The 25340-nt window shown below is 69.2% G+C and carries 24 protein-coding genes and 1 pseudogene; 13 read left to right on the top strand and 12 right to left on the bottom strand.

What is annotated here, in order from left to right; genetic code table 11:
• Positions 1-24: 24 nt before the first annotated feature.
• A complete protein-coding gene (locus EOV43_RS14230) occupies positions 25-423 on the bottom strand; it encodes a phage holin family protein (protein ID WP_128221878.1) in 399 nt (132 codons plus the stop codon).
• Positions 424-552: 129 nt separating this feature from the next.
• On the opposite strand from EOV43_RS14230, the gene nhaA reads away from it, so the two are divergent.
• Positions 553-2010 carry a Na+/H+ antiporter NhaA gene (gene nhaA / locus EOV43_RS14225; protein ID WP_206611338.1) on the top strand — a complete coding sequence of 486 codons (1458 nt, stop codon included), beginning with the start codon at positions 553-555 and terminating at the stop codon, positions 2008-2010.
• Between the two features lie 145 nt (positions 2011-2155).
• Here nhaA and EOV43_RS14220 read toward each other — a convergent pair whose 3' ends face one another.
• The 3 genes from EOV43_RS14220 to EOV43_RS14210 form a co-directional block, all read right to left on the bottom strand.
• Positions 2156-2962, bottom strand: coding sequence for a phospholipase A2 (locus EOV43_RS14220; RefSeq protein WP_164878656.1), 807 nt, complete (start codon positions 2960-2962; stop codon positions 2156-2158).
• 225 nt (positions 2963-3187) lie between these two features.
• Complete coding sequence (locus tag EOV43_RS14215) at positions 3188-3406, bottom strand: DUF5652 family protein (RefSeq protein ID WP_128221876.1); 219 nt, start codon at positions 3404-3406, stop codon at positions 3188-3190.
• Positions 3407-3458: 52 nt separating this feature from the next.
• Positions 3459-3884, bottom strand: coding sequence for a hypothetical protein (locus EOV43_RS14210; protein ID WP_128221875.1), 426 nt, complete (start codon positions 3882-3884; stop codon positions 3459-3461).
• A gap of 130 nt (positions 3885-4014) precedes the next feature.
• On the opposite strand from EOV43_RS14210, the gene map reads away from it, so the two are divergent.
• The gene (map, locus tag EOV43_RS14205) at positions 4015-4800 is read left to right on the top strand and encodes a type I methionyl aminopeptidase (RefSeq protein ID WP_128221874.1); all 786 of its coding nucleotides are present in this window, start codon (positions 4015-4017) and stop codon (positions 4798-4800) included.
• A 102-nt stretch (positions 4801-4902) separates the two neighbouring features.
• Here map and acs read toward each other — a convergent pair whose 3' ends face one another.
• From acs to EOV43_RS14175, 6 genes are all read right to left on the bottom strand, one after another.
• Positions 4903-6888, bottom strand: coding sequence for an acetate--CoA ligase (acs, locus tag EOV43_RS14200; protein WP_128221873.1), 1986 nt, complete (start codon positions 6886-6888; stop codon positions 4903-4905).
• A gap of 158 nt (positions 6889-7046) precedes the next feature.
• Positions 7047-8798, bottom strand: a complete 1752-nt coding sequence (locus EOV43_RS14195) for a dipeptide ABC transporter ATP-binding protein (protein ID WP_128221872.1) — start codon at positions 8796-8798, stop codon at positions 7047-7049.
• Positions 8795-9766, bottom strand: coding sequence for an ABC transporter permease (locus EOV43_RS14190; protein ID WP_128221871.1), 972 nt, complete (start codon positions 9764-9766; stop codon positions 8795-8797). Before EOV43_RS14190 ends, EOV43_RS14195 begins: the two co-directional genes overlap by 4 nt.
• Complete coding sequence (locus EOV43_RS14185) at positions 9759-10685, bottom strand: ABC transporter permease (protein WP_128221870.1); 927 nt, start codon at positions 10683-10685, stop codon at positions 9759-9761. The genes EOV43_RS14190 and EOV43_RS14185 overlap by 8 nt, the downstream gene beginning before the upstream one ends.
• A gap of 172 nt (positions 10686-10857) precedes the next feature.
• A complete protein-coding gene (locus tag EOV43_RS14180; protein ID WP_128221869.1) occupies positions 10858-12492 on the bottom strand; it encodes a peptide ABC transporter substrate-binding protein in 1635 nt (544 codons plus the stop codon).
• 226 nt (positions 12493-12718) lie between these two features.
• Positions 12719-13843 carry a class I SAM-dependent methyltransferase gene (locus EOV43_RS14175; RefSeq protein ID WP_164878657.1) on the bottom strand — a complete coding sequence of 375 codons (1125 nt, stop codon included), beginning with the start codon at positions 13841-13843 and terminating at the stop codon, positions 12719-12721.
• A 26-nt stretch (positions 13844-13869) separates the two neighbouring features.
• On the opposite strand from EOV43_RS14175, the gene EOV43_RS14170 reads away from it, so the two are divergent.
• A complete protein-coding gene (locus EOV43_RS14170) occupies positions 13870-14643 on the top strand; it encodes a Fic family protein (RefSeq protein WP_206611337.1) in 774 nt (257 codons plus the stop codon).
• Positions 14644-15084: 441 nt separating this feature from the next.
• On the opposite strand, the gene EOV43_RS14165 is transcribed toward EOV43_RS14170, so the two are convergent.
• Positions 15085-15885 carry an HAD family hydrolase gene (locus EOV43_RS14165; RefSeq protein ID WP_128221867.1) on the bottom strand — a complete coding sequence of 267 codons (801 nt, stop codon included), beginning with the start codon at positions 15883-15885 and terminating at the stop codon, positions 15085-15087.
• Positions 15886-16107: 222 nt separating this feature from the next.
• On the opposite strand from EOV43_RS14165, the gene ssd reads away from it, so the two are divergent.
• From ssd to EOV43_RS16005, 8 genes and pseudogenes are all read left to right on the top strand, one after another.
• Positions 16108-17190, top strand: coding sequence for a septum site-determining protein Ssd (ssd, locus tag EOV43_RS14160; protein ID WP_128221866.1), 1083 nt, complete (start codon positions 16108-16110; stop codon positions 17188-17190).
• On the top strand, positions 17187-18368 hold the full coding sequence (locus EOV43_RS14155) for a TadA family conjugal transfer-associated ATPase (RefSeq protein WP_128221865.1): 1182 nt from the start codon (positions 17187-17189) through the stop codon (positions 18366-18368). The genes ssd and EOV43_RS14155 overlap by 4 nt, the downstream gene beginning before the upstream one ends.
• A complete protein-coding gene (locus EOV43_RS14150; protein WP_128221864.1) occupies positions 18365-19180 on the top strand; it encodes a type II secretion system F family protein in 816 nt (271 codons plus the stop codon). Before EOV43_RS14155 ends, EOV43_RS14150 begins: the two co-directional genes overlap by 4 nt.
• Positions 19177-19752 (top strand): type II secretion system F family protein, encoded by a 576-nt coding sequence (locus EOV43_RS14145; RefSeq protein ID WP_128221863.1) that lies wholly within the window; start codon positions 19177-19179, stop codon positions 19750-19752. Before EOV43_RS14150 ends, EOV43_RS14145 begins: the two co-directional genes overlap by 4 nt.
• Positions 19753-20103: 351 nt before the next feature.
• Positions 20104-20532, top strand: coding sequence for a hypothetical protein (locus EOV43_RS14140; protein WP_128221862.1), 429 nt, complete (start codon positions 20104-20106; stop codon positions 20530-20532).
• 278 nt (positions 20533-20810) lie between these two features.
• Entirely contained in the window at positions 20811-21008 is a 198-nt protein-coding gene (locus tag EOV43_RS14135) for a DUF4244 domain-containing protein (RefSeq protein ID WP_128221861.1), read from the top strand.
• 24 nt (positions 21009-21032) lie between these two features.
• The gene (locus EOV43_RS14130) at positions 21033-21413 is read left to right on the top strand and encodes a TadE family protein (protein WP_164878658.1); all 381 of its coding nucleotides are present in this window, start codon (positions 21033-21035) and stop codon (positions 21411-21413) included.
• Positions 21407-21748 (top strand): annotated as a pseudogene (locus EOV43_RS16005) (Rv3654c family TadE-like protein); the annotation flags it as partial. The gene EOV43_RS14130 and the pseudogene EOV43_RS16005, both read left to right, overlap by 7 nt.
• 63 nt (positions 21749-21811) lie before the next feature.
• Here the strand turns inward: EOV43_RS16005 and EOV43_RS14120 are convergent.
• Positions 21812-24154 (bottom strand): DEAD/DEAH box helicase, encoded by a 2343-nt coding sequence (locus EOV43_RS14120; protein WP_378528863.1) that lies wholly within the window; start codon positions 24152-24154, stop codon positions 21812-21814.
• A gap of 138 nt (positions 24155-24292) precedes the next feature.
• Between EOV43_RS14120 and EOV43_RS14115 the strand changes: the two genes are divergently transcribed.
• Both EOV43_RS14115 and EOV43_RS14110 read left to right on the top strand, forming a co-directional pair.
• Positions 24293-24625, top strand: a complete 333-nt coding sequence (locus tag EOV43_RS14115; protein WP_128222349.1) for an STAS domain-containing protein — start codon at positions 24293-24295, stop codon at positions 24623-24625.
• Positions 24622-25257 (top strand): hypothetical protein, encoded by a 636-nt coding sequence (locus EOV43_RS14110; RefSeq protein ID WP_128221859.1) that lies wholly within the window; start codon positions 24622-24624, stop codon positions 25255-25257. The genes EOV43_RS14115 and EOV43_RS14110 overlap by 4 nt, the downstream gene beginning before the upstream one ends.
• Positions 25258-25340: the final 83 nt, after the last annotated feature.

Genomic DNA, 25340 nt, shown 5'->3' with positions numbered 1-25340 from the left:
TGGCGCCGGAGGAAGGGAGAAGCGTCAGCGCTTGAGGAGCGCGGTGGTGGCCTTCGCCTGGGCGATGGAACGCTGCGGGCCCTTGGTCTTCTTGATCTTCTTGATGCCGATCAGGGCGAGCAGGCCGCCGAGCACCAGGTAGAAGAGGGTCACGATGCCGAAGCCCCAGTGCAGAGCCAGGCCCGAACCACCCCAGTGGATCAGGTACGCCGCGGTGATCGAGGCGAGGATGAGGAACATCAGCATCAGGAACGCTGCGGCGCAGACGAGCGCGATGCCGATGCCGCTGGTCTTCACCGAGACCTTCAGTTCCGACTTGACCAGCTGGATCTCCTTCGACACGAGGGTCGAGATGTCCGCGGTCGCGTCTGCGATGAGACGTCCGATGGTCGGGTCGCTGTCCTTGACGGGTGCCGGTGCCATGCGAGGCAGATTACACAATGAGCGGGCCGCGGTCTCCTGCACGTAGCCTGTGGACCAGGAGTGCCGGGAAGTCTGGTCGGCCCGTGGCGTCAGCCGCGGTCATGACCCGTCGACCACCCAGGAGCGCATGTGAGCAAGGAACGCCCCACCCCCACCCGTCCCGAACAGCACCGCGAGCGGTCGCACGCCGTGCCGAAGCAGCCGTCAGGCCCCCTGCCGGACTGCAGCGCGAGGCCCGCCGACGACGCCGTCTGGAACACCGGACCGGTGTGGACCGCCAGTGGCCGTCCCGTGGCCCGTGGTCTGGCTCGTCCGGTCCGTGAGTTCCTGCGGATCTCGTCCGCCGGCTCGATCCTTCTCCTGCTCGCGGCGGTGGCGGCGCTGGTGTGGGTGAACTCGCCGTGGGGTGACTCCTACACCGAGTTCTGGACGACGCCGGTCTCGTTCGGCTGGGGTGACGCCACGTTGACCCACTCCTTGCACCACTGGGTCAACGACGCGCTGATGGTGATCTTCTTCTTCGTCGTCGGGCTCGAGATCAAGTACGAACTCGTCCACGGAGACCTGCGTGATCCACGCGCAGCAGCGCTGCCGATGATCGCGGCGCTCGGCGGCATGCTCATCCCTGCTGGCATTTTCTTCGCGCTGAACGCGGGCAGCGACGGCGTGCACGGCTGGGGCATCCCGATGGCCACCGACATCGCGTTCGCGGTGGGCGTGATCGGGCTGCTCGGCAGGCGCATCCCGTCGCCGGCGCGACTGTTCCTGCTGACGCTGGCTGTCGTCGACGACATCGGTGCGATCCTGGTGATCGCGTTCTTCTACACAGCTGACCTGCAGATGGTGTGGCTGGCGTTGGCGATCGCCGGACTGGCGGTCGTCTACTTGATGCAGAAGGTGCGGATCTGGAGCCGCTGGGCCTACCTGCTGGTCGGTGTCGGTGTCTGGTTCGCGCTGCTGGAGTCGGGCGTCCACGCGACGCTGGCCGGTGTCGCACTCGGTCTGATGACGCCCGCGACGCCGCTGCTGAAGCCCGACGTGGCCCGTAGGTACGCCGCTGGCGCGATCGCCGACAACGACCTCGACCCCGACGAGGTGGCACGCCTGAAGTTCCTGCTCGAGGAGTCGGTGCCCACCAACGAGTTGCTGCAGTCCAAGCTGCACCCGTTCTCGTCGTACGTCGTGCTGCCGGTCTTCGCGCTCGCCAACGCAGGCGTGCCGCTGAGTTCGGACGCGCTGGAGGCGGCGCTGACGTCGTCGGTGGCGTGGGGTGTCGTGCTGGGCCTGGTGATCGGCAAGCCGCTCGGCATCGCGCTGTTCACGTGGCTCGCGGTGAAGTTCGGGGTCGGCAACCTCCCGGCCGGCGCGAACTGGCCGATGATGGTCGGCCTGGGCGCGGTCGGCGGCATCGGGTTCACGGTGTCGCTGTTCATCTCCGAGTTGTCCTACCCCGGCCACCTCGAGCTCACCGACGCCGCCAAGATCGGCATCATCTTCGCGTCGTTGGTGGCGGCTGCGATCGGTGTGGCGCTGCTGATGCTGGCCACCCGCGGGCGCGCGCCGGACGAGACGTCGCTCAACGCCTGAGCGCTCGCTGCTCGCCGCTCGCTCCGCTCCCGAGCGCAATTGTTGCCTTGATGCCACGCCGTCGGCGTGTCCACGCATCAAGGCAACAATTGCCTAGTGCTCATTGCCGAGTGCTCAGTGACTGAGTGCTCAGGCGCTCAGGACTTCAGCAGCCCTTCTTGATCGAGCTGACCTCGTCACGGGTCTTGAACGCGGGCAGGGTGCGCTTGGTGCCCTTGGTGACGCACTCGGTGGCGCCGCGGTGGTTGGCGTCCTTGTAGACCCGGTAGCTGCCACTGGTGCGGTTCCAGACGGACTTGATGTTGTTGTCCAGGTCGCCGCCGGCGAAGGACTTCAGGTTCGTCGCGCTGGCGTTGAACTGGACGTGCCAGCCCTTCTGGTTGTTGTCGTCGTAGGCGCAGAAGTAGCCGTTGTCGCAGGTGGTTCCGTAGAACGCGGTCGCGCCGTTCTTCAGGCCGTTGACGAGGTTGTAGTAGACGTCGCGGGCCTTGCGGCAGGAGGTGCCCTTGGCGCCGGACTGCTTGGCGCACACGGTCGTCATGTCGTTCTTGAAGACGTTGTTGACACTCAGGCGGCGCGGCTCGGTCGGGTCGAGCTTGCGCGGGCTCTTGTCCGCCTTGCGCTTGACCTTGCCGTCGGTGTCGAGGGTGCTGGAGCCGTAGTTGGCGAAGCCGAAGTCGTGACGACGGCAGGCGTCGTACAGCGTCGACTGGAACGGCGCGACGGCCGAGAGGCCGGCCGGGACGGAACAGCCGTCGTGGTCCCAGTTGAGCTGGGTGTCGACGCCGGTCTTCTTCGCCTTGGCGACCTTGGTGAAGTTGGCCAACGACATCTTCATCAGGGCGTCGGCGCGGGACTTCTTCTGAGCGGTGGTGTACGCGTTGGCGGTGCTGGGCAGCAGCGTCAGTGCGAGCAGAGCGGCCGTCATGGCCAGCGCGAGGCGCTTGATCATTCTTTGTTTCCCCCGAGATTGAGACGTCCCGCGGGCGCGGGACGCGGGGAAACCTAGGGAGAGCGAGCAGCCGTGTCGGGGTCGCGCGGTCGCCATCCGAGCACGCCAGAGACGTGAGTGAGCAGAGGGACGAACGAGGCCCGTGAGGTCACATCAGGGCGGCGAATACCCGATACAGGGCACGGCTCACCGCGTTGCGTGTAGGTGTGCGGGAATGGCGCTGGCTCAGCGGCTGCGGCGTCCCTTGAGGAAGTAGACGACCGGCAGGATGCCGACGGAGTTCACCAGTGAAAGGGCGATGCCCCACGTCTTCTTGGAGCCGTTGACCTGACTCTGGTCGCGCTTGGCGAGGTCGGCCAGGGCGATGCCCTTGAGGGCGGTGTCGATCGCGGTCGCGACGGTGACGATCTTCTTGGTGCGGGGGCTGAGCTGACGGCGGGCCATGGGTTCTCCTGGGGCGACTGCTGGGCTGTGTTGAGAGGCTACCTGCGGCAGCTCAGGCAGGGGCGACGAACGGCTCGCTGGTCAATGACTCCTCCGGCTCGGTGAAGACCGCGACGAGGGCGTCGCGCAGCACCGGCAGCGCCTCGTCCAGAGGCTTCCCGAACGCCGACTTGAGGTCGGCCGACAGCCCACCCTGACGCAGTCCGTACAACGTCGACGCGAGAGTCTTGCCCTCCAGGTAGGCACGCGCGAGCAGGCCGGTGGTCTGGTCGAACTCGAGAACGACGTCGATCGTGGCCCCACGCATCCAGCCCTCGGGCTTCGCCTGCGGCAGCCACGTGAACGCACGGCAGAACGCGTCGGCGTCGCAGAAGAACGTCACGCCGTCCCACCCGCCCTGGGCGGGGGAGAAGCCGGCAGCAGACAGGACGTCGCCGAGGGTCGTGTCGAGCAGGGCGAGGAGGTCGTCGTCGTTCACGCCGACCATCCTGCCCGTGGCCTCCGACACCTCTCGCCCCGACCGCGTGACGACGCCTGCGTGACCGCGGCCCGCGCTGGGTATCGTCGAGGCAGGCCGGGCGTCCGGCACGTTCAGCAGGAGGTTTGCAGTGATCGAGGTCATCAGCCCGGACCGCATGGTCCACGCCCGGGAAGCAGGCGCGCTGGTCGCCCAGATCCTCCAGGAGATGAAGGCGCGCACCGAGGTGGGCACCAACCTCCTCGAGATCGACGCCTGGACCAAGCAGATGATCGTCGACGCCGGCGCCGTCTCCTGCTACGTCGACTACGCCCCGTCGTTCGGCGAGGGCCCCTTCGGCTTCCACATCTGCACCTCGGTCAACGACGCCGTTCTGCACGGCAAGCCGCACGACTACGTCATCGAGGCCGGTGACCTCGTCTCCCTCGACCTCGCGCTGCAGCTCGGTGGCGTCGTCGCCGACTCCGCGATCTCGTTCGTCGTCGGTGAGCACCCGGACCCGGCTGTCCAGGCTGAGTCGCTGCGCCTGATCGAGGCGGCGGAGAAGGCGCTCGCTGCGGGCATCGAGGCCGCCGGCAACAACGTGAAGACCGGCAACGTCTCCGCCGCGATCGGCACCGTGCTCAAGAGCTACGGCTACACCGTCAACGTCCAGTTCGGTGGCCACGGCGTCGGCACGACCATGCACCAGGAGCCGCACGTCTCCAACGACGGTCGTCCGGGCCGCGGCTACCGTCTGCGCTCCGGCCTGCTCGTCGCGATCGAGCCGTGGGTCATGACCGACACCGACAAGCTCGTCATGGACCCCGACGGCTGGACCCTGCGTTCCGCCACCGGATGCCGCACCGCACACAGCGAGCACACCGTCGCCATCACCGGCGACGGCGTCGAGATCATGACGCTGCCGCAGGCCTGATCCCGGGCCTCACGTGAGGCTCTGACGCAATTGTGGGATTGATGCGCCGACACGCTGTGGCGGTGGCATCAATCCCACAATTGCGTGGGAACAGCGGCGGGATCAGCGGGCGGCTTCGCGCGCCTTGATCAGGTCCATGACGGACGCGTCGGCGAGAGTCTGGGTGTCGCCGACCTCGCGGCCCTCGGCGACGTCCTTGAGCAGGCGACGCATGATCTTGCCCGAGCGAGTCTTGGGGAGCTCGGGGACCACCATCACCTGACGCGGCTTGGCGATCGCACCGATCTCACGGCCCACGTGGTTGCGGAGCTCGGTCTCGATCTCGGCGCCGCCGTCACCGGCCGCCTCACGCAGGATCACGAACGCCACGACGGCCTGGCCGGTCATGTCGTCGGCGGCACCGACGACGGCTGCCTCGGCCACCGACGGATGCGAGACCAGTGCGGACTCGATCTCGGTGGTGGAGAGGCGGTGACCCGAGACGTTCATGACGTCGTCGACGCGGCCCAGCACCCAGAGGTCGCCGTCGTCGTCCTTCTTCGCACCGTCGCCGGCGAAGTACAGGCCCTCCCAGCGCGACCAGTACGTCTCGACGAACCGGTCGTCGTCGCCCCACAGGGTGCGCAGCATCGCGGGCCACGGCTCCTTCAGCACCAGGTAGCCGCCCTCGCCGTCGCCCACCGAACGGGCCTCGTCGTCGACGACGTCGGCGGAGATGCCCGGCAGCGGACGCATCGCCGAACCCGGCTTGCCGTGGGTGACGCCCGGCAGCGGCGAGATCAGGATCTGACCGGTCTCGGTCTGCCACCAGGTGTCGACGATCGGGACGCCCTCGCCGCCGTCCTTGGCGCCACCGATGTGGTCGCGGTACCAGACGTAGGCCTCGGGGTTGATCGGCTCACCGACCGAACCGAGCAGCCGGATCGAGGAGAGGTCGAACTTCGCGGGGATCGCGTCGCCCTGCTTCATGAACGTCCGGATCGCGGTGGGCGCGGTGTAGAAGATCGTCACGCCGTACTTCTCGATGATCTCCCACCAACGGCCCTTGTGCGGCGCGTCCGGGGTGCCCTCGTAGAGCACCTGCGTCGCACCGTTCGCGAGCGGCCCGTAGACCATGTACGAGTGCCCCGTCACCCAGCCGACGTCGGCGGTGCACCAGTAGACGTCGGACTCGGGCTTGAGGTCGAAGACCGACCAGTGCGTGTACGAGGTGCCCACCAGGTAGCCACCGGTGGTGTGCAGGATGCCCTTCGGCTTCCCGGTGGTGCCAGAGGTGTACATGACGTAGAGCGGGTGCTCGGAGTCGTGGAGCTCGGGGGTGTGCTGCGCGGAGGCGGTGTCGACGGCGTCGTGCCACCATACGTCCCGCTCGGTCCACGCGACGTCCTGACCGGTACGGCGCACCACCAGGACGTGCTCGACGGCCAGGTCGCCGTCAGCAGCGTCAACCTTCGCGACGGCCTCGTCGACGGCCGGCTTCAGCGCGGAGGCGGCACCACGGCGGTACCCGCCGTCGGAGGTGACGACCACCTTCGCCCCGCAGTCGATGATGCGTGAGGCCAACGCGTCGGAGGAGAACCCGCCGAAGACGACGGTGTGGGGCGCGCCGAGCCGGGCGCAGGCCAGCATCGTGATGACGGTCTCGGGGATCATCGGCATGTAGATCGCGACTCGGTCGCCCTTGCGCACGCCCAGCTCGGTGAGCGCGTTGGCTGCCCGGGACACTTCGTCCAGCAGCTGCGCGTAGGTGATGTCACGAGCGTCGCCCTCGGGTTCGCCCACCCAGTGCAGTGCGACCTTGTCGCCGCGTCCGGCCTCGACGTGCCGGTCGACGCAGTTCACGGAGGCGTTGATGGTGGCGCCGGTGAACCACTTCGCGAACGGCGGGTTCGACCAGTCGAGCACCTGGTCCCACTTCTGGCCCCAGTCGAGACGTTCGGCAGCGGCCTCCCAGAACGCGAGCCGGTCGGCGTCCGCGCGAGCGTAGGCCTCCTCGGTGACGTTCGCGGACTCCGCGAAGGCGGCCGGAGGTGCGAACCGGCGCTGCTCGTGGGCGAGGTTGGCCAGGGTCTCGTTGCTGTCGCTCACTGCGTCGTTCTCCTGCGTCGTCGGTCCGTGTGTCGCGGGTCACTGCCGAACATAGTCGGAGAGACCCAGCGCCGACACGAGTGCTCGGAAATGTGCCGAAGGCCCGGCCCCGCGGGTGCGGGAACGGGCCTTCGGCGTGTGTGACTGAGCCAGGTGACTCAATGTGCCAGCGGAATGCTTCCGCCGGGGATCGCGTCCAGCAGGCGACGGGTGTAGTCCTGCTGGGGGTTGTCGAACACCGTCGTGACCTTGTCGGCCTCGACGACGGCACCCTTGCGCATGACCAGGACGTCGTCAGCGATCTGACGGACGACGGCGAGGTCGTGGGTGATGAACAGGTAGCTCAGGCCGAGCTCGGCCTGCAGGTCGTTGAGCAGCTCCAGGATCTGGGCCTGCACCAGCACGTCGAGAGCCGAGACGGCCTCGTCGCAGATGACGACCTCGGGGTCCAGGGCCAGCGCACGGGCGATCGCCACACGCTGACGCTGACCACCCGACAGCTCCGACGGGTAGCGCGACATGACGGTGGTGGGCAGAGCCACCTTGTCGAGCAGGTCGCGGACCTTCGACTCGCGCTCCTTCTTCGTACCCACCGCGTGCGTGCGCAGCGGCTCCTCGATCGACTGGTAGATCGAGTAGAGCGGGTCGAGGGAGGCGTACGGGTTCTGGAAGACCGGCTGCATCTGACGACGCAGACGCAGCTGCTCGTCGCGCTTCTTCAGCGTCGCGATGTCGACGCCGTCGAACAGCACGCGACCCGAGGTCGGCTTGAGCAGGTCCAGCGCCATCCGGGCCACGGTCGACTTGCCCGAACCGGACTCGCCGACGATGGCGGTGGTGGTGCCGCGCTTGAGGGTGAAGGAGACGTCGTCGACGGCGACGAAGTCCTCCTTCTTCCACGGCTTGTCACCGCGCAGCTTGAAGATCTTGGTCAGGTTCTCGGCGACGAGGACGTCGTCGGTACCGCGACCCAGTTCGGCGTTGCTGAGGGCGACGCCCTCGGCGACCTGGTGAGCAGTGCGCTCGGCCTGCTCACGCACCTGGGCACGCTCTGACGTCGAGGAGAGACGCTTCGAGGCCAGCGACGGGGCGCGGGCGATGAGGCGCTTGGTGTACGGGTGCTGGGGGTCCTGGAGGATCGCCAGGGCCGGACCTGACTCGACGACGTTGCCGCGGTACATGACGACCAGGTGGTCGGCACGCTCGGCGGCGAGGCCGAGGTCGTGGGTGATCAGCAGGACCGCGATGCCGAGCTCGGCGGTGAGCCCGTCGAGGTGGTCCAGGATCTGCTTCTGCACCGTCACGTCGAGGGCCGAGGTCGGCTCGTCGGCGATCAGCAGCTTGGGGCGAGCGGCCAGACCCATCGCGATCAGGGCGCGCTGACGCATACCGCCACTGAACTCGTGCGGGTACTGGTTGGCGCGCTTCTCCGGGTCCGGCAGGCCAGCCTCGGCGAGCAGCTCGACGACGCGGGCGTCGGCAGTCTTGCCGGTGCAGATGTCGTTGGCGACCAGAGCTTCCTTGATCTGGGAGCCGACCTTCCACAGCGGGTTGAGGCTCGACATCGGGTCCTGGGGAACCAGGCCGATGGAGGCGCCGCGCAGTTCCTTGCGGCGTGCGATCGGGGTGATGTCCTTGCCCTCGAACGTGATCGAGCCACCGGTGACGTGACCGTTCTCGGCGAGGAGGCCGATGACGGCATTGGCCATGGTCGACTTGCCCGAACCGGACTCGCCGACGACCGCGACCGTCTGGCCGGGGTAGATGGTGAGGTTGGCACCGTCGACGGCGGTCAGCATCTGCTTGCCGGCGCGGAACGACACCTGGAGGTCACGGACCTCGAGCAGCGGGGCGGTGCCGGGGACGCCGTTGTCCTCGGTCGCAGGCTGCTGGGAAAGGTTGGTGTTCACTTCTTCCTCGCCTTCGGGTCGAGGGCCTCGCGCACCGACTCACCCAGCAGGATGAAGCCGAGCACGGTGAAGGCCAGGGCAGCGGCCGGGACGAACATGACCTGGAGGTTCTGGCCCGAACGGACCTGGTTCTGTGCGGCGGCGATGTCGTTGCCCCACGAGACGATGTGCTGCGGCAGGCCGAGACCCAGGAACGACAGCGACGACTCGGCGACGATGAAGACACCCAGCGTGATCGTGGAGGCCACGATGACCGGGGCCAGCGAGTTCGGCACGATGTGGCGACGCAGGTTGGTCATGCGGGACGCGCCGATGGCGGTGGCGGCGTCGACGAACTCGAGGTTCTTGACCTCCAGGACGGCACCGCGCATCTGGCGGGTGATCTGCGGCCAGGCGAAGATGCCCAGCGCGGCGACGACCACCATCACCGAACCCCAGAAGCCACGGTTGGGCCAGAGGTTGTTGAGCACCGAGATGCAGACGATCGCGGCCAGGAGCAGCGGGATCGAGAAGAAGATGTCGCTGATGCGCGAGATCAGGGTGTCTACCTTGCCGCCGAAGAAGCCGGCCACGGCGCCGGTGACGGTGCCGAGCAGGGTGACGATGATCGTGGTGATCACGCCGACCGCGACGGACGCGCGAGCGCCGTACACGGTGCGGGCCCACACGTCGGCGCCCTGCTGGGTGTAGCCGAACGGGTGACCGTCGCTGGCAGGCTCGAAGGAGTTGTCCAGGCTCGCGGCCTTGGGGTTCGCAGAGGTGAACAGCGAGGGCCACACGATCATCAGGGCGATGACGGCGAGGATCACCGCGGAGAGCCAGAAGATCGGCGACGTGCGCAGACGCTTCCAGGCCTCCTTCCACTGGCTCTCAGGGACGGCGTCGACGTTGACGGCGTCAATGGCGCGCAGCGGGGTCTCTTCGACCGGAGCGACGAAACGCTCCTGTCCGGGGCGGGGCTCAGGCATAACGGATCCTCGGGTCAAGGACGGCGTAGATCAGGTCGACCAGAAGGCTCATGAGCACGTACACCATGACCATGAACGTCACGATCGTGACGACGGTGGGGGTCTCGCCCTTCATGATCGCGGTGTAGGCGGCGTTGCCGACGCCAGGGATGTTGAAGATGCTCTCGGTGATGACGGCACCGGCCATCAGCGAACCGAGGTTGATGCCGATGTAGGTGACCACCGGGACGAGGGAGTTGCGCAGCACGTGACGACGCACGACCTTGCCCTCCGACAGGCCCTTGGCGCGGGCGGTGCGCACGTGGTCGGCGGTCAGGTTCTCGGCGACCGAGGTGCGGGTCAGGCGGATCGTGTACGCGAAGTTCGCGATCGCCAGCACGATGGCCGGGAGGATCAGCGACGACACGGTCCAGTCGCCGCCGACGGTGGGGGAGGTCCAACCGAGCTTCACGCCGAAGACGAGCTGCATCACGAAGCCGACCACGAAGATCGGGACGGACAGGAGGATCAGCGACATCACGAGCATGGAGGAGTCGAAGATGCCGTTGCGCTTGAGGCCGGCGTAGGTGCCGATCACGATGCCGAGCACGGCGTCGATCGCGAGCGCCATCATGGCCAGCACGACGGTGACGGGGAACGTCTGTGAGATCAGCTCGATGACGGGCTGACCGGCGAACGTCTCACCGAAGTCGAGGGTCAACGCGTTCCCGACCCAGTGCAGCCACTGCACGAAGATCGGGTCGTCGAGGGCGTACTGCTCGGTCAGCTGAGCGCGCAGGGCGTCAGAGATCGGCTTGTCACCGACGAGGTTGAGGATCGGGTCGCCCGGGCGCAGCTTCAACATCGTGAAGAGGATCAGCGTGGCGCCCAGGAACACCGGGATGGTTTGGAGCAGCCGCTTCGCGACGTACCACCACATGAGGTGACCTCCTGGGTCGTGGGAGGCGCGGTGTGGGGTGCGTCTGGCCCTAGTGGCCGGATCGTCGGGCCGCTTGGGCCACCACGCGCCTTGAATGGGGGGAGAAACCGCCGAACGGACGGAGACGGTTCGAGCCCGTCTCCGTCCGTCGGCAGCGATGTGCTGCTGGGAATTACTTCTTCGTCAGCTGGTAGTACTCAGGCTTGGCCTGCCAGTTGAAGTCGAAGCCCTTCACGTCCGTCGCCACGGCAGCAGTGGAGTTGTAGTAGAAGAGCGGGAGGGCCGGGAGGTCCTCCATGAGGATCGACTGAGCCTCGGTGATGAGCTTGAAGCGGTCGTCGCCGGTGGTGCTGGCGGCCTTCGCGATGAGCTCGTCGAACTTCTTGTTCGAGTAGTCGCCGTCGTTCGAACCAGCGCCGGTGCCGTAGAGGGCGCCGAGGTAGTTCAGCATCGACGGGTAGTCGGCCTGCCATCCGGTGCGGAAGGCGGTCTTGATGGTGCGGTCGGTGACCTGACCACGCATCTCGTCGAAGGTGGCGTACGCCTTGGCCTCCGCCTTGATGCCGAGGTTCTCGGCGATCTGGTTGGACGCCGCCTCGGTCCACTCCTTGTGGCCTGCGCCGTCGGAGTTGTAGCCCAGCGCAAAGGTGCCGGTCCACTTGGAGATCTTGTCGGCCTCGGCCCAGAGCTTCTTGGCCTCGGTCGGGTTGTGCTCGACGACCTCGTTGCCGGGGATCTCCTCGGTCCAGCCCTCGAGGACGGGGGAGGTGAAGTCGACGGCAGCGGTACGGGTGTTGTTGTAGATCTTCTCCGCGATCTGCTCGCGGTTGATCGACATCGAGATCGCCTTGCGGCGGAGGTTGCCCTCTTCGCCGGCGAAGTGGTCGAGGCGCGCCGGGATGGTGACCGAGGCGAACATCGAGCCGGGCTCGTTGTAGGCCTGGATGTTGGAGTCGCTCTCGAAGGTCGTGACCGCGGACGGCGGGACCTGGTCGAGGACGTCGAGGTTGCCGGCCTGCACGTCGGTGTAGGCAGCGTCGGTCCCGCCACCGGCGTAGAACTTGAAGACCAGGCCGTCGTTCTTCGGCTCGTGGACTCCGGAGTACTTGGCGTTGGGCTCGAGGGAGATCTGCTTGTTCTTCTCCCAGCCGGACTTGGTCAGCTGGTACGGGCCGTTGCCGATCGGCGCGTTGCCGAACTCCTCGGTGATCTTGCCGTCGGAGCCGTAGGCGACCTCGGGAAGCGGGAAGTAGGACGAGTAGCCCAGGCGCAGCGGGAAGTCGGACTCCGGAGCCTTGAGGGAGATCTCGAACGTCTTGTCGTCCTTGACGACGAGGCCGGAGATCTTCTCGCCCTCCTTGGTGTTGCCGGCTTCGTCGGTGCCCTTGATCGGGTTGAAGAAGTAGGCACCGAGGTGGCCGTTGGAGATGTCGGCGCCGTAGTTCCAGGCGTCGACGAAGGAGTTCGCGGTGATGGCGGAGCCGTCGGAGAAGGTCCAGCCGTCCTTGAGCGTGACGGTCCAGACGGTGCTGTCCTCGTTGGGCTCGATGGAGTCGGCGACCTCGTTCACGATGGAACCGTCGGTGTTGTAGGCAACGAGTCCCGCGAAGATGTTGTTCAGCGGGTCTCCGCCGCCGACCTCATTGGTCGCGGTCGGGATCAGCGGGTTCTGCGGGTTGGTGCCGTACACGGTGATGACGTTGTCGTCGGCCTTCGAACCACTGTCACTGCCGCACGCAGTGAGGGTCAGACCGGCGACCGCGATCAGCGCGACGCCCGCAATGCGGGTACGTCGGGAGATGCGCATGGATCCTCCTGTTGGTCGGGTGCGCACAAATGCGCTGTTCCTCTGTAACACCGGCAGGAGGTCTGGGAACAGAGGGAAATTCAAGACTTGATGAGCCTGTATCCGAATCGTGTCTCAAGACACTCTTGAGCATGAGAAACGGCTGCCGACAAGAGTGCGACAGGCAGCCCGACGGGACCTCGGTGGGCGGCACGACGAGGATCGGGGCGCACGCCTGCGCCAAGGGTCAGCGGAAGTCGATCAACAACATGTCGGTGTCGGTGCCGTCGGAACGGAACAGGTCGCGGTCGTAGCGGGTCCGAGGAGCGGCCTCGCCGGTCGCGCCGCCGTACGGCTCGTGCACCGCGGTGGTGGGGTCGTCCATGATCGCCGGACGCTCGGCGGTGGCCTCCACGTCGTCGAAGGGGTGCAGGGCCGCGGCCCGCAGCGAACGGCCCAGCCCGCGGTGCTCACGGGTCTGTTCGACGTCGTCGTTCCCGGAAATCTCCTGGCCGTCCGTGATCGCTGCTTCCGGCTCGGGAAGCTCGGCGTGCTCGGGCTGGGAGTCCTCCAGCAGCGGCAGCGCGTCGGAACCGTCGTCAAAGAGACCCGGCTGATGCACCACCTGGGTGCGCACGCACCGCACCACGTAGGGGAGCTGCATGCCGTCCATGCCGCGGCCGTAGTCGTCGTAGAACGCCGTCACCTCGGCCACCGCCTTGGCGCGCTCGGCCTCGGAGAGTTCCCACACCCACGACCGCGACAGCACCAGGTCCGCGACGGTGCCGGAGTTGACCTGCTGCCAGTAGGTGAAGGACTCCTGCTCCACGAAGGAGAAGAGCGTCGAGGCCTGCAGGACGTCGACGACGTCGTGGAGGTGCGCCTCGTTGTCGCGCGACCCGGCCGGTCCCTCCAAGAAGGCGCCCAGACGGCGCACCCACGGGATCCGGGTGTCGCGCTCGTGCCACACCACGCTCAGGTGGCCGCCGGAGCGCAGCGCGCGGGCGATCACCGGCAGCACCGTCTCGTGGTCGAAGGACGTGAACGCGGTGGAGCAGACCACCTGGTCGACGCTGCGGTCAGCGACGTCGAGCTGCTCCAGCGTGCCCTCGGTGACGTGCACGCCGGGGAGTCGTTCCTGCAGGGCGTCGAGAAGCGCAGGATCGCGGTCCACAGCATGGACAGCGTGACCGGCAGCCTTGATCTGCTCGGTCAGCAGGCCGATGCCGGCCCCCACCTCGAGCACGTGCTTGTGCTCGCCGGGGACCAGCCATCGGGCCACCTCGAGGGGGTGGCCCGGGCGGCCGTGCGCGTGTGCGCCCGCACGCTGGCGGGCGTTCAGGGACTCCTGCGTGGGCTGCTGGTCGGTCATCGGGATCAGGCTACTAGCGTGGCGGCGTGACCACAGACCCTCTTGCATGGTTGATGGCCCTCGAGGGCGTCCCGTCCGCGTTCGCCTCCACCCGCGACGGCATCGACGCGCTCCTGCGCGACCGTGGCCTGCGCAAGACCCACCCCGAGGACACCGGGCAGGCGCTCGTCATGGGTGCCCACGCCTCGGCTGTGCTGGAGGGCTCGACCTCCACGATCGACGACGTCCTCGCGGGCCGCACCGACGCCACGGCCCAGGACGCCCTGCGTCTCTCTGCGCAGGTGCTCTCGCTGGTGCCGCAGATGCGGACCGCGCCGCTCCAGGCGATCGCCCGACTGCACGCAATCGCCGGTGCGACTTCACTCGGCCAGGAGGACCTCGGCCGTCCGCGCAACGCCGAAGTGGCCTCGCGCCTGCAGACCGTGGCCAAGATGCTGACCTCCGACACCACCGCACCGGCTCTTGTCGTCGCCGCGATGGTGCATGCCGACATCGCCACCGCGAAGCCTTTCGCGTCCCACAACGGGATCGTGGCGCGCGCCGCCGAACGCCTCGTGATGGTCTCGCGCGGCGTCGACGCGACGTCGGTGCTGGTGCCCGAGGCGGGCCACCTCGCGTTGCGAGAGCAGTACGAGTCCAACCTGCGCGCCTACGCCAGCGGCACCGAGCGCGGCGTCCACGCCTGGGCCCTCTACGCCGCCGAGGCCTACGCCAAGGGCGCTGAACTGACCCCGTTGAAGCCGGTCAAGAAGCGTCGTCGTGACGCCGAACCGGTTGACCTGAGTCAGCTCGAGGGCTGACTCGCCCCCTGCTCGACGCTCACGAACGGCGTCCGTCTGCCTGACGCAGTCGGACGCCGTTCGTCGGACACGAGGACTCGGTTATCAGGCGCGTACCGCTCGTGCGTGGCCGGAGGGATGGGGGTCCTGGCCAGCTGCCCTGTCGAAGGGTGGGTCGCCGCGTGGGTGTCCGGATCCGCGTGTGGATCGGGGGCTGTCGCTGTTCAGTTCGGACCGGTTGGTCCAGATCCGCCGACGCCGCGTACAGGAGGGGACGCGGAGTCTGCCTGGCCAGGCGAGCGGTGTGCGGTGGGGACGGAGGTTCCCGGTTTCTCCGCTTGGGGTCGGAGACCTGAGGACTTCCTGACTCCATGGAACGCCGAGGTTCCGAGGAGTTCAAGACCCCCGAAAAATGCCTGTCCGAAGACCGGACAGTAGGACGAGCAGCGTTCGTGTCGCCGCTCAGGCGCGGGCGCCACCGCGTCGGGTGTTGGCCCAGACGTAGCCACCCACCGCGACTGCACTGGTGACTGCCAGCGCCGCCAGACGCGGGGCCGAGGGAACGATCTCGCGCTTGGGCTCCAGACCCACCGGGCGGGCGAACTCCAGGACCGGCCACTCGCGGGTCTCGGCCTCCTTGCGGAGTTCCTTGTCGGGGTTCACGACGAACGGGTGACCCACCGAGGAGAGCATCGGGACGTCGGTGACCGAGTCGCTGTAGGCGTAGGAGGCGTCGAGGTCGTAGTCGTGCTCGGCCGCGAGGTCGCGGATCGCGGCCGCCTTCTCCTCGGCGTAGACGTACCGCGAGATCTCGCCGGTGTACTTGCCGTCCTCGGACACCTCCAGGACGGTGGCGACCACGCCGTCGGCGCCCAGCATCCGCCCGATCGGTTCCACGACGTCGAAGCCGCTCGCGGAGACGATGATGACGTGCCGACCGGCCTCCTGGTGCTCGCGCATCAAGGCGACCGCTTCGGCGTAGACCAGCGGGTCGACGATCTCCGACAGGGTCTGCGCGACGATCTCGCGGACCTGAGCCACGTCCCAGCCCTTCACCAGGCCGGAGAGGAAGAGGCGCATCTTCTCCATCTGGTCGTGGTCGGCGCCACCGACGGTGAAGACCAGTTGGGAGTAGGCAGAACGCAGCATGGCGCGCTTGGTGATCAGGCCGCCCTCGGTGAAGGGCTTGCTGAAGGCGAGGACGCTCGACGCAGCGATGATCGTCTTGTCGAGGTCGAAGAAGGCCGCTTCGGGGCGGGTCATGGGCTCATCGTACGGGGGAGAGGTCCGCTTGCGGTGAGGCCGAGCGGCGAGTTCATCGCTATCGATGAGACACGTGTCTTGTCTTGGTCAGCGCCGAACTGGCGTCAGAACGGGGCCGGGGCACGTCCACAGAGAGGCCCCGGACCCGTCGTCGGGCACTCTTTCCACCGCTGCGTCGGCCCACTGCTCGCGGTCTCGCCCGACCACGCCACCCTCACCGGCATGGAAGCCGTAGCCGAACCGAGAGCCGACCAGGGATTCGACCGAGCCGTGCTGCTGGTCAGCGAAGACCTCGACCTCGTGCGATGGGTGCAAGGACATGCCGCCGGGCACGGCGTCGCCGTCGCGAACGCCGTCCCCGAACAGGCGACGACGCTGTGGAACCGGGCGCCGCTGGTCCTCCTCGGAGACGACGCCCTGGTCCCGCTCGCTGCCCGTCGGCCGCCGGCGCGGGCGCACGTCCACGTCGTCCAGGGGAGGGGAACGTCCGGTCCGGGAGCGGTGCAGGCCGCCGTCGGGCTCGGGATCGCCTCCGTCCTCACGCCGTCGGACGCCGACCGGCTCGGGTTGTTGCTCGCCGCGGTCGCAGACCCGCGCCCACCCGGGCGGGTCGTTGCGGTGGTGGGCGCCCGGGGCGGCGAGGGAACGACGACGCTGGCCGCCGCCCTCGCCCTGCGTGCTGCCGGCCGCGGCACCGTCGCCCTGCTCCACCCCGATCCAAGCGGCCCCCGGCCCGAGCTCCTGCTCGGCGCCCGAGATCCTGCGTCAGGGGCGCTCACCTGGGCCGAGGTGACCCGGGTCGGGGGAGTGCTCGCCCCGGTTGCGTTGCGCGAGGGGCTCCCCCGTCACCGTGGCGTCTCCGTACTCGGCCGATCGCGCACCGGAACCACGGCACTGCCGTGCACGGCGCGGGTCCTGCGGACCGTGATCGAGGTGGCGCGGGGTGCGTTCGACCTCGTCGTCGTCGATCTCGACGTCCGGGCCGGGGACCTCGCCGTGGAGACGTTCGGGGTCGCCGACCGGACCTGGGTGCTCACCAGGCCGCGCGCCCTCGGGCTCGCTGCAGCGCGGTCCGTGCTCGACGACCTCTCGCCTCCAGGACCGAAGACACGCTTGGTGCTGCGCGGCGACGGTTTGCCGGACGCGGTCGCCGCCCGCACGGTGGGGATCGAGGTCAGCCACCGGATGCGTGAGGACCGGCGTCTCGACGAGGCCGTCGACCTCGGGGCCGGACCGATCGGGGGCCGACGCACCCCACTGACCGGTGCGTGCGATGCGATCCTCACCGACCTGCGGGCCCGATGACCACGCTCGGACTCGGTGCCGCTGACTTCGATGCGGCCGACTTCGACGCGCTGCGTGCGGAGGTGGCCGCTGCACCCGTCACCCCGCAACGGGTCGCCGAGGCGTTGCGGCGTCGTGGACATCCGGTCTCCGCCGACGTCGTCGCGGCCGTGCATGCACGGGTGCTGCGGGAGACCGTCGGGCTGGGGCCGCTGCAACCGCTCGTTGACGACCCGGCCGTCACCGACGTCCTGGTCAACGGTCCCGGCGTCGTCCGCGTGGACCGGGGACGCGGCCCCGAAGCCACCGACGTCGTCCTCGACGACGAGGCACAGGTGCGCCGCCTCGCCCAACGCCTTGCCGCGCTCGGCGGACGCCGACTCGACGACGCGGCCTGGTGGTGCGACGTCCGCCTGCCCGACGGCACCCGCTGCCATGCGGTGCTCGCGCCCGTCGCGCGCCCCGGCACCGCGATCTCGCTGCGGGTTCCGCGGCACCGTTCGTTCAGCATCGACGACCTCAGCCGCACCCGGATGCTCTCGCCGGTCGCAGCCCGGGTGGTGCGTGAGGTGGTGGCGGCCCGACTCGGGTTCCTCGTCTCCGGAGGCACCGGCACCGGGAAGACGACGCTCCTGGCGACGATGCTCTCGGAGGTGCCGGACGCCGAACGGATCGTCGTGGTCGAGGACTCCTCCGAGCTGCGGCCCGACCATCCGCACGTCGTCGGGCTGGAGGCGCGCGGCGAGAACGTCGAGGGCAGCGGTGCCGTCGACCTCCACACCCTGGTGCGTCAGGCACTGCGGATGCGCCCTGACCGACTCGTTCTCGGGGAGGTTCGAGGCGTGGAGGTCCTCGACCTGCTCGCGGCGATGAACACCGGTCATGAGGGCGGCTGCGGGACGTTGCATGCCAATGCCGCCACCCAGGTGATGGCCCGGATCGAAGCGCTCGCCGCCCCAGCCGGGTTGGGGCCGCAGGCCGTCGCGGCCCAGACCCTGGCCGCGGTCGACGTGGTCCTGCACGTCGTGCGCGACGGCGACGGACGACGGCGTCTCGCCCAGGTCGCGGTGCTCGGACGAGCCACCGGACCCGACGGGCATGCGGTCGCCGTGCCGGCGCTGGAGTTCGGCGCCGACGGGGGCGTGGTCGAGGGGCCGGGGGCTCAGCGGTTGGCGGCGCTGCTGGCGGGACGCCGGTGAGCGTCGGAGCAGGTGGGCTGGCTGCATGGCTGAGCGCTGGGTTGGCCGGGCTCGCGGTCGTGGCGTTGATCGGCCCGGCGACTTCCTCGTCGGCGTTCGCGTCGCACGGCAAGGAGTCCCCGGGGAGCGGCGGCGCGGCCACGGGAACGCGTGCCCGGCTCGGCGGGTCCGTCGTCGTCCTGGCTGCGGTGGCGGTCGCGGCATGGGCCGGTCCGCTCGGGGCGGGGCTCGCCGTCGTCGTCGGGATCTCGGCGCTGCGTGGGCGTGCCGCCCGTCGTGCCACGGACGAGCTGCACGCGCAGGACGCCCGGGCGTTCGAGGCGTGCGGCGTGCTCGTCGACGAACTCCGCGCCGGACGTCTGCCCGCGGATGCGTTGCGCTCGGCCGCACGTGTCGACGCACTGCTGCTTCCGGCTGCTCGGGCAGCGGAGGTCGGCACCGACACTGCTCAGGCGTTGCGTCACACCGGAGTCCGCGCCCACCGACTGGTCGCAGCGGCCTGGCAGATCGCCGAACAGCAGGGCAGCGGCTTGGCCGACGCACTGGTGCGGGTCGGCGACGGGCTGCGAGCGGACCGCCGGACCGCACGTCTGGTGGCCTCCGAACTGGCCTCGGCCCGATCCACCGCCCGGCTCCTGGTGCTGCTGCCGGTGATCGCCCTCGGAGTCGCCGCTCTCAGCGTCGACGGAGTGGTTGCCTTCGTGGGCTCCCGGCCCGGCGCGCTGGTGGTGCTGCTCGGCGTCACCCTGCTGCAGTGCGGGACGGCGTGGATCGACCGGATCGCCCGCTCCGTCGCGACAGGTGCGGCATGAGTGGCCTGGTGGCGGTGCTGCTCGGGTGCGCGGTGGCGCTGCTGCTCCCGGCCCGCCCCGCGCCGCTGTCGCTGTCACGCGTGCCGTCGCGGCCGATGAGGAGTCGGACGCGCGCCGAGGAACGTCGACGGAAGGACGCGAGGCAGGACGACCTCCCGCACCTCGTCGGACTGGTCGCGCTCGGAGTCCGCTCCGGAGCGCCCGTCCCGCAGGCCGTCCTCGCCGCCTGCGACGCCCTGCCCTCACCCGGTGCCGCGCCGCTGCGGGGCGCCGCGGAGGCGGTGGAACGTGGCGCCGACCCCGAACGCACGTGGGACGCACTCGACGACCACCTGGCCAAGGTCGGACGGGCGTTGGCCCGCAGCGCCCGCACCGGTGCGTCCGTGGTGAGGACGCTCGACGTCCTCGCCGACGACCTGGCCGAGGAGCAGCGCGCCGCGCACGAGGACCGGGCCCGCAGCGTCGGGGTGAGGGCTGCCGTCCCGCTCGGGGTCTGCCTGCTGCCCGCGTTCGTGCTGCTCGGGATCGTGCCGCTCATCGCAGGGATGGCATCGGGGTTGTTGAGGGGGTGAGGTCGACTTCTGCACGTCCTCTGGCAACTCGTGGGGTCCGACTCAAGTGGATGCTGGGTGGGGCGCCCACGGTGAGCGTCAATACCGCAATCTGACCTGCTGCATGGAGGGCATTCGTTCCTTGAAACGTGATCCCCTCTTTGGTGGTTGATGCCAACGAGGAGTGTCCGTACGTTGCGTCGCATGAATCTGACGGGAACTTGGCACTGCAGCCGGTCACGCCTGATTCAGCCCCGGACGCCCATGACGTGGGGCGCTGGACGCCAACGCGAAGATCCTGGACGTTGCAACGCAGGTCGGATGGTCGCCGAACCGGCCCATCGGTGCGTTGAGTGTCGTTGAGTCTCCGCGATGATCGGCCGCCTTGCGCGGGGATCTGTGGTGGCGGGACTGCTCCTCGGAGCCATGGCATGCAGCAACGCGGCAGATGGCGATCCCGCGTCGGAGCAGGCGCGGGCAGCTGAGCAGTACGAGCGTTGCCAAGAGCGCGCTGAGTCCGAGTACGGACAGCTGGCAGAGATCGCCGAACCGCTGGCAGAAGTGCGTACCGGAGAAGTCGGCCGTGACCTCGAATGCGCCGATGGCGATCCCCTGACGGCTGTGTCCGTGCGGGCGAGCCCGGAGATCTCTCCAGAGGACGCTTTGGCGATGTTGGGGCCGGAGTGGGTGGTGGAGAAGGACCGCGGGACGGCAAAGTCACGTGAAGGTCGCTGGAAGGCCAGTGCCCATCGTGCTGTGCACGAGGACGTGGAGGTCACGTTGGTGACCATCTTCGACTGAGCCGTGCCGAGCGAATGAGGCGGTGCCGCGCTCGACGAAGTTCATGACAGTTCTGGTCGCCCACCCTGCGTGGGCGGCCAGAACTGTTTCGTCGCGCCCGAGCCCGCCCCAAGGTGCGCCCAGAGCGGATGCTGCCGCCCCGCGTGCACAGGTCCCTCCCGTCGCCCTTCGCCGAACCGCTGCTCACAGGCGGAGACGGCCTCTCGTCCGCATCCCGCTCCCGCCCACGACGGTGGTCACACCGCCGGCACCGGGCCGGGGACACGAGAGGGGCAGAGATGAAGGAACGTTTCATGGGTCGTCGTCGGGACAAGGGTGACGACCAGCGCGGCATCACCACCGCCGAGTACGCGGTCGGAACCGCGGCCGGGGCCGGCTTGGCGGGGGTGCTCTACGCCATGGTCGTGGGCGGGTTCGGCGACAAGCTGCTCACCACCCTGTTCGACCACGTCCTGTCGCTGCTCGGCGTCGGCTGACGACGCCGTCGAGAGGGACAGGTCGTGGGGAAGCATGCGCGTGGGGAGCGCGGCGCGGTCACCGCCGAAGCCGCGATGGTGATGCCGTTGCTGGCAGCCGTCACCGTCGGGCTGGTCTGGTGCGTGGCGGTCGGGGCGTCCCAGCTCCGCACCGTCGACGCAGCGCGTGAGGCAGCCCGGGTGCTGGCGCGTGGGGAGGACGAGGCGACCGCGGTGACGTTGGCCGAGCGGATCGCCCCCGACGGCGCCCGCGTCGAGATCGGGGCCGAGGGCGGTGACGAGGGCGGGTACGTCCGCGTCACCGTGAGCGCCGACGTCGCACCGCCCGGTGGGGTCTTCTCCACCGGGGCGGTGACGGTCTCGTCCACCTCGGTCGCAGCGCGGGAGGAGACGAACCCGTGGTGAGCGTCGTCCGTGGAGAAGACCAGCGCGGTGCCGCCACGTTCGCCGCCCTCGCCATGGTCGGTGTGCTCAGCCTGTCGGTTCTCGCAGCAGGTGGGGTGGCCGTCCTGGTCCACACCCACCGGCTCGCCCAAGCCGCCGCCGACCTGACCGCGCTCGCTGCGGCGCAGGCCCTCGTCAGCGGCGACGACGCCTGCGCCGCCGCAGCACCGGTCGCCGAGGCCAACCGGGCCAGACTCGCGAACTGCGCTCCGGGGGCGGACGAGGTGACGGTCGACGTCGTGGTCGAGGTCCCGGGGTGGGTGGCCGCGCTCAGCCGCACCGAGGTGAGAGCGGCAGCCCGCGCCGGCCTCGCCGACTCACACGCACGACGGGCTCAGTCACACGCGCGGAGCGCTCATTCACACGCGCGGAGCGCCGGCCAACAACACGTCGAGCAGCCGGATCGCGGCGTGCTTGTCCAAGGGATTGTTCTGGTTGCCGCACTTGGGCGACTGCACGCACGAGGGGCAGCCTTCGGCGCACTCGCATGCCGCGATCGCCTTCCGCGTCGCCCGCAACCACGTCTCCGCGGTCGCGTAACCCCGCTCCGCGAACCCCGCGCCACCCGGGTGCCCGTCGTGCACGAAGACGGTCAGCACACCGGTGTCGGGGTGGCGGGCGGTGGAGACGCCGCCGATGTCCCAGCGGTCGCAGGTCGCGAAGAGCGGCAACAGGCCGATCGAACAGTGCTCGGCCGCGTGCGCCGCACCCGGAAGGTCGACGGTCTCCAGCCCGGCGTCGGCGAGCAGGTCGTCGGGGACCTGCCACCACACTGCAGTGGTGCGCAGGGTGCGTTCAGGGAGGTCGAGCGGGGTCTCGGCGACCACGTCACCGGACGGCTGGCGTCGGGTCAGGTAGGAGACCACCTGGTGGGTCACGTCGACCTCACCGAACGAGAGACGACACTCGCCCCAGTAGCGGTGTGCACGCTCGTTCACGATCTCGATCTCGGTGCTCTCCCGGGCCTGGGTGGAGAACTCCACCTGCACCCGACGCATCACAGCGACGTCGTGCTCCAGGTCGAGCTCCTCCACCTGCCAGGTCTCGCCACGGTGCAGGTAGATCGCGCCCGGATGCGCGGTGGAGTGCGACGAACCGCCGTCGACGGTCCCGACGACGCGACCCGACTCGGCCTCCACCAACGAGACCTGCGCGCCGCCGGCGCCACGGATGTCGACGTGGTCGCCCGGGCGAGCCCGATCGGTCCAGAACCACCCCTTCGGACGACGACGCAGCAGCCCCGCGTCGGTCAGTCCGTCGACCACCGTGCGGGCCTGGGGTCCGAAGACCTGCAGGTCGGCCTCGGTCAACGGCGCCTCGTGGGCGGCGCAGCACAGGTGCGGGGCCAGGACGTAATGGTTGTCGGTGTCGAAAACGTTGGCCTCCACCGGCGCACCGAGCAACGCCTCGGGGTGCGCCACCAGGAAGGTGTCCATCGGGTCGTCGCGGGCCACCAGCACCGCCAACGCGTCCTGACCCTGACGTCCGGCCCGCCCGATCTGCTGCCACATCGCGGCCCGGGTGCCGGGGAAACCAGCGATCAGCACCGCGTCGAGACCGTTGACGTCGATGCCGAGCTCGAGCGCGTTGGTCGCCGCGAGCCCAGTCAGCCGGCCCTCGCGCAGGGCTGCCTCCAGGGCGCGTCGTTCCTCGGGCAGGTAGCCGCCGCGGTAGGCCGCGACCTGTCCGGGCAGCGTCGGGTCGACCTCGGCGAGGAGTTCCTTGGCCCGCACCGCGACGTGTTCGACGCCGCGGCGCGAACGCACGAACGCCAACGTCGGGACCCCCTCGGCGACGAGGTCGGCGAGCAGGTCGGAGGTCTCCGTGGACGCCGCACGCCGTACGGGAGCACCGTTCTCTCCGGTGTGCGGCGTCAAAGGCGGCTCCCACAATCCGATGTGGACGGCGCCTCGAGGGGAATGATCGGTGGTGACGGGGACGCAGTCGACGCCGGTGAGGCGTCGGGCGGAGACCTCGGGTTCGGCCATCGTCGCCGAGCACACGAAGAAGGTCGGCTCGGCGCCGTACATCGCCGCGACCCGGCGCAGACGCCGCATCACCTGGGCGACGTGTGCCCCGAAGACACCTCGGTAGTGGTGGCCCTCGTCGATGACGACGTAGCGCAGCTTCGCGAAGAACTTCGCCCAGCGCTGGTGGCCCGGCAGCAGCGAACGGTGCAGCATGTCGGGGTTGGTGAGCAGGTACTCGCCGTGGTCGCGGGCCCAGTCGCGCAGTTCGCGCGAGGAGTCGCCGTCGTGCGTCGTGAGGCGGACGTCGCTGTCGAGCGCGAGCAGCGAGGCGGCCTGGTCGTGGGCCAGCGCCTTGGTGGGGGCCAGGTAGAGGACCGTCGCGCCGCGTTCGCCGCGGGTGCCGCGCGCCTCCAGCACGGCGGAGAGCGTCGGGAGTTGGTAGGCCAACGACTTGCCCGACGCGGTGCCGGTGGCCAGTACCACCGACTGTCCGTGGTGAGCGGCATCAGCAGCGATCACCTGGTGCAGCCAGGGCCGCTGCACGCCACGTCGTCCGAAGGCGCTGGTGAGGACCGGATGGGCCCAGGCCGGCCAGTCCGCCGTGCTCTCCTGACGTGCAGGAAGGACTTCGAGGTGGCGGAGCCGTCCCTCCCGACCGGGGGCTGCGGCGAGTCGTTCGACGACGTCACGGGTGCGTCCGGCGGGCGCAGCGGAGGTGAGGTCGGTCGACACGCATTCCATTGTGACAACTTGCATCGTCAAGCGCCCCTTCGAGGTTTGTTAGGGTTCCACAGTTCGAGCCGCTGCCTGGGGGGACGCGGGAACGGCATGAGGGCCCCGCTCGGAGGGCCCCACGACGGAGGAGTGCACGTGGACCTGACCCTGCAGACCAGCGAGGTGGGTAGTCGCACAGTGGTGTCGGTCGGAGGAGAGATCGACGTCTACACCGCTCCCCGCCTGCGCGACACCATCACGACGCTCGTCGGCGCTGGCGCCTACGACCTCGTCATCGACCTCTCCGCGGTCGACTTCCTCGACTCCACGGGACTCGGCGTCCTCGTCGGGGGCCTCAAGAAGGTCCGCTCCCACGACGGTTCGCTGGTGCTGGTGTGCAACCAGGACCGCCTGTTGAAGATCTTCAAGATCACCGGCCTGTCCAAGGTCTTCGCGATCCACCCCGACCAGGCCAGCGCCTTCGCGTGACCCACAGCGGGGCGCGTGGCGCGCTGCTTGCGGTGTGCGCGGCGGCACTGACCGTGCTGACGGGCTGCTCCTCCGACGGCTCCCCCTCAGGGACCGAGACCTCCTCCGGTTCCTCCCCGGACGTGGCCCGGGAGCTCACGGCCGACGAACGTCCCTACGCCGACGCGATCGTCGCGCCGATGCAGGCCCAGAGCGACACCCCCGTGAGTGACGAGGACGCCCGCTGCTTCGCCGACCGGGTGGTGCCCGTCGTCGGGCTGGAGACGTTGCGCGCTGGCGGGACGCCCGCCGAGGTCGGCAGTCTCTTCACCCACTACGACCTCTCGACGCTGGACGTCTCGGAGCAGACGGCACGCGACGCCGTCGCTGTTCTCGACGCCTGCGGCATCGACCTACGTGAAGCAGCTGTCGACGCAGCGCGCAGCGACGTCAGTTCGGCGGCAGCGGACTGCATCGACACCTCCGTCGACGCCGCGGAGTACCGCGAGATCCTGGTGACCCAGTTCCACCGTGGCGTGACGGCCTTCGAGGACGTGACGTCGGGCGACGAAGCCGGTCTCGACGCAGGTCAGAAGGCGTGGGCGGAGTTCGCCGGATGCGTCGTCGAGAACATGGCTCCCGACGACGAGTGACTCCGCTGCGTACCCGAGATGGTGGACGCTCGGATTCGTCTCTGCCGTCACGCATGCCACACGCCTAGGGTGTCGCAGGTGCG

Origin of the sequence: Nocardioides yefusunii (assembly GCF_004014875.1) — a bacterium.
In the GTDB taxonomy this organism is placed as follows: Bacteria; Actinomycetota; Actinomycetes; order Propionibacteriales; family Nocardioidaceae; genus Nocardioides; species Nocardioides yefusunii.
This window is presented reverse-complemented; position numbering and strand designations above follow the sequence as displayed.

Excerpts from the sequence above, each read along its gene's own strand:
- ssd (WP_128221866.1), top strand. The coding sequence starts at position 16,108 with ATGGAAGCCGTAGCCGAACCGAGAGCCGACCAGGGATTCGACCGAGCC.
- EOV43_RS14175 (WP_164878657.1), bottom strand. The coding sequence starts at position 13,843 with ATGACCGACCAGCAGCCCACGCAGGAGTCCCTGAACGCCCGCCAGCGT.
- EOV43_RS14135 (WP_128221861.1), top strand. The coding sequence starts at position 20,811 with ATGAAGGAACGTTTCATGGGTCGTCGTCGGGACAAGGGTGACGACCAG.
- EOV43_RS14180 (WP_128221869.1), bottom strand. The coding sequence starts at position 12,492 with ATGCGCATCTCCCGACGTACCCGCATTGCGGGCGTCGCGCTGATCGCG.
- EOV43_RS14140 (WP_128221862.1), top strand. The coding sequence starts at position 20,104 with ATGATCGGCCGCCTTGCGCGGGGATCTGTGGTGGCGGGACTGCTCCTC.
- EOV43_RS14145 (WP_128221863.1), top strand. The coding sequence starts at position 19,177 with ATGAGTGGCCTGGTGGCGGTGCTGCTCGGGTGCGCGGTGGCGCTGCTG.
- EOV43_RS14165 (WP_128221867.1), bottom strand. The coding sequence starts at position 15,885 with ATGACCCGCCCCGAAGCGGCCTTCTTCGACCTCGACAAGACGATCATC.
- EOV43_RS14220 (WP_164878656.1), bottom strand. The coding sequence starts at position 2,962 with ATGATCAAGCGCCTCGCGCTGGCCATGACGGCCGCTCTGCTCGCACTG.
- EOV43_RS14185 (WP_128221870.1), bottom strand. The coding sequence starts at position 10,685 with ATGTGGTGGTACGTCGCGAAGCGGCTGCTCCAAACCATCCCGGTGTTC.
- EOV43_RS14215 (WP_128221876.1), bottom strand. The coding sequence starts at position 3,406 with ATGGCCCGCCGTCAGCTCAGCCCCCGCACCAAGAAGATCGTCACCGTC.
- EOV43_RS14155 (WP_128221865.1), top strand. The coding sequence starts at position 17,187 with ATGACCACGCTCGGACTCGGTGCCGCTGACTTCGATGCGGCCGACTTC.
- EOV43_RS14230 (WP_128221878.1), bottom strand. The coding sequence starts at position 423 with ATGGCACCGGCACCCGTCAAGGACAGCGACCCGACCATCGGACGTCTC.
- EOV43_RS14190 (WP_128221871.1), bottom strand. The coding sequence starts at position 9,766 with ATGCCTGAGCCCCGCCCCGGACAGGAGCGTTTCGTCGCTCCGGTCGAA.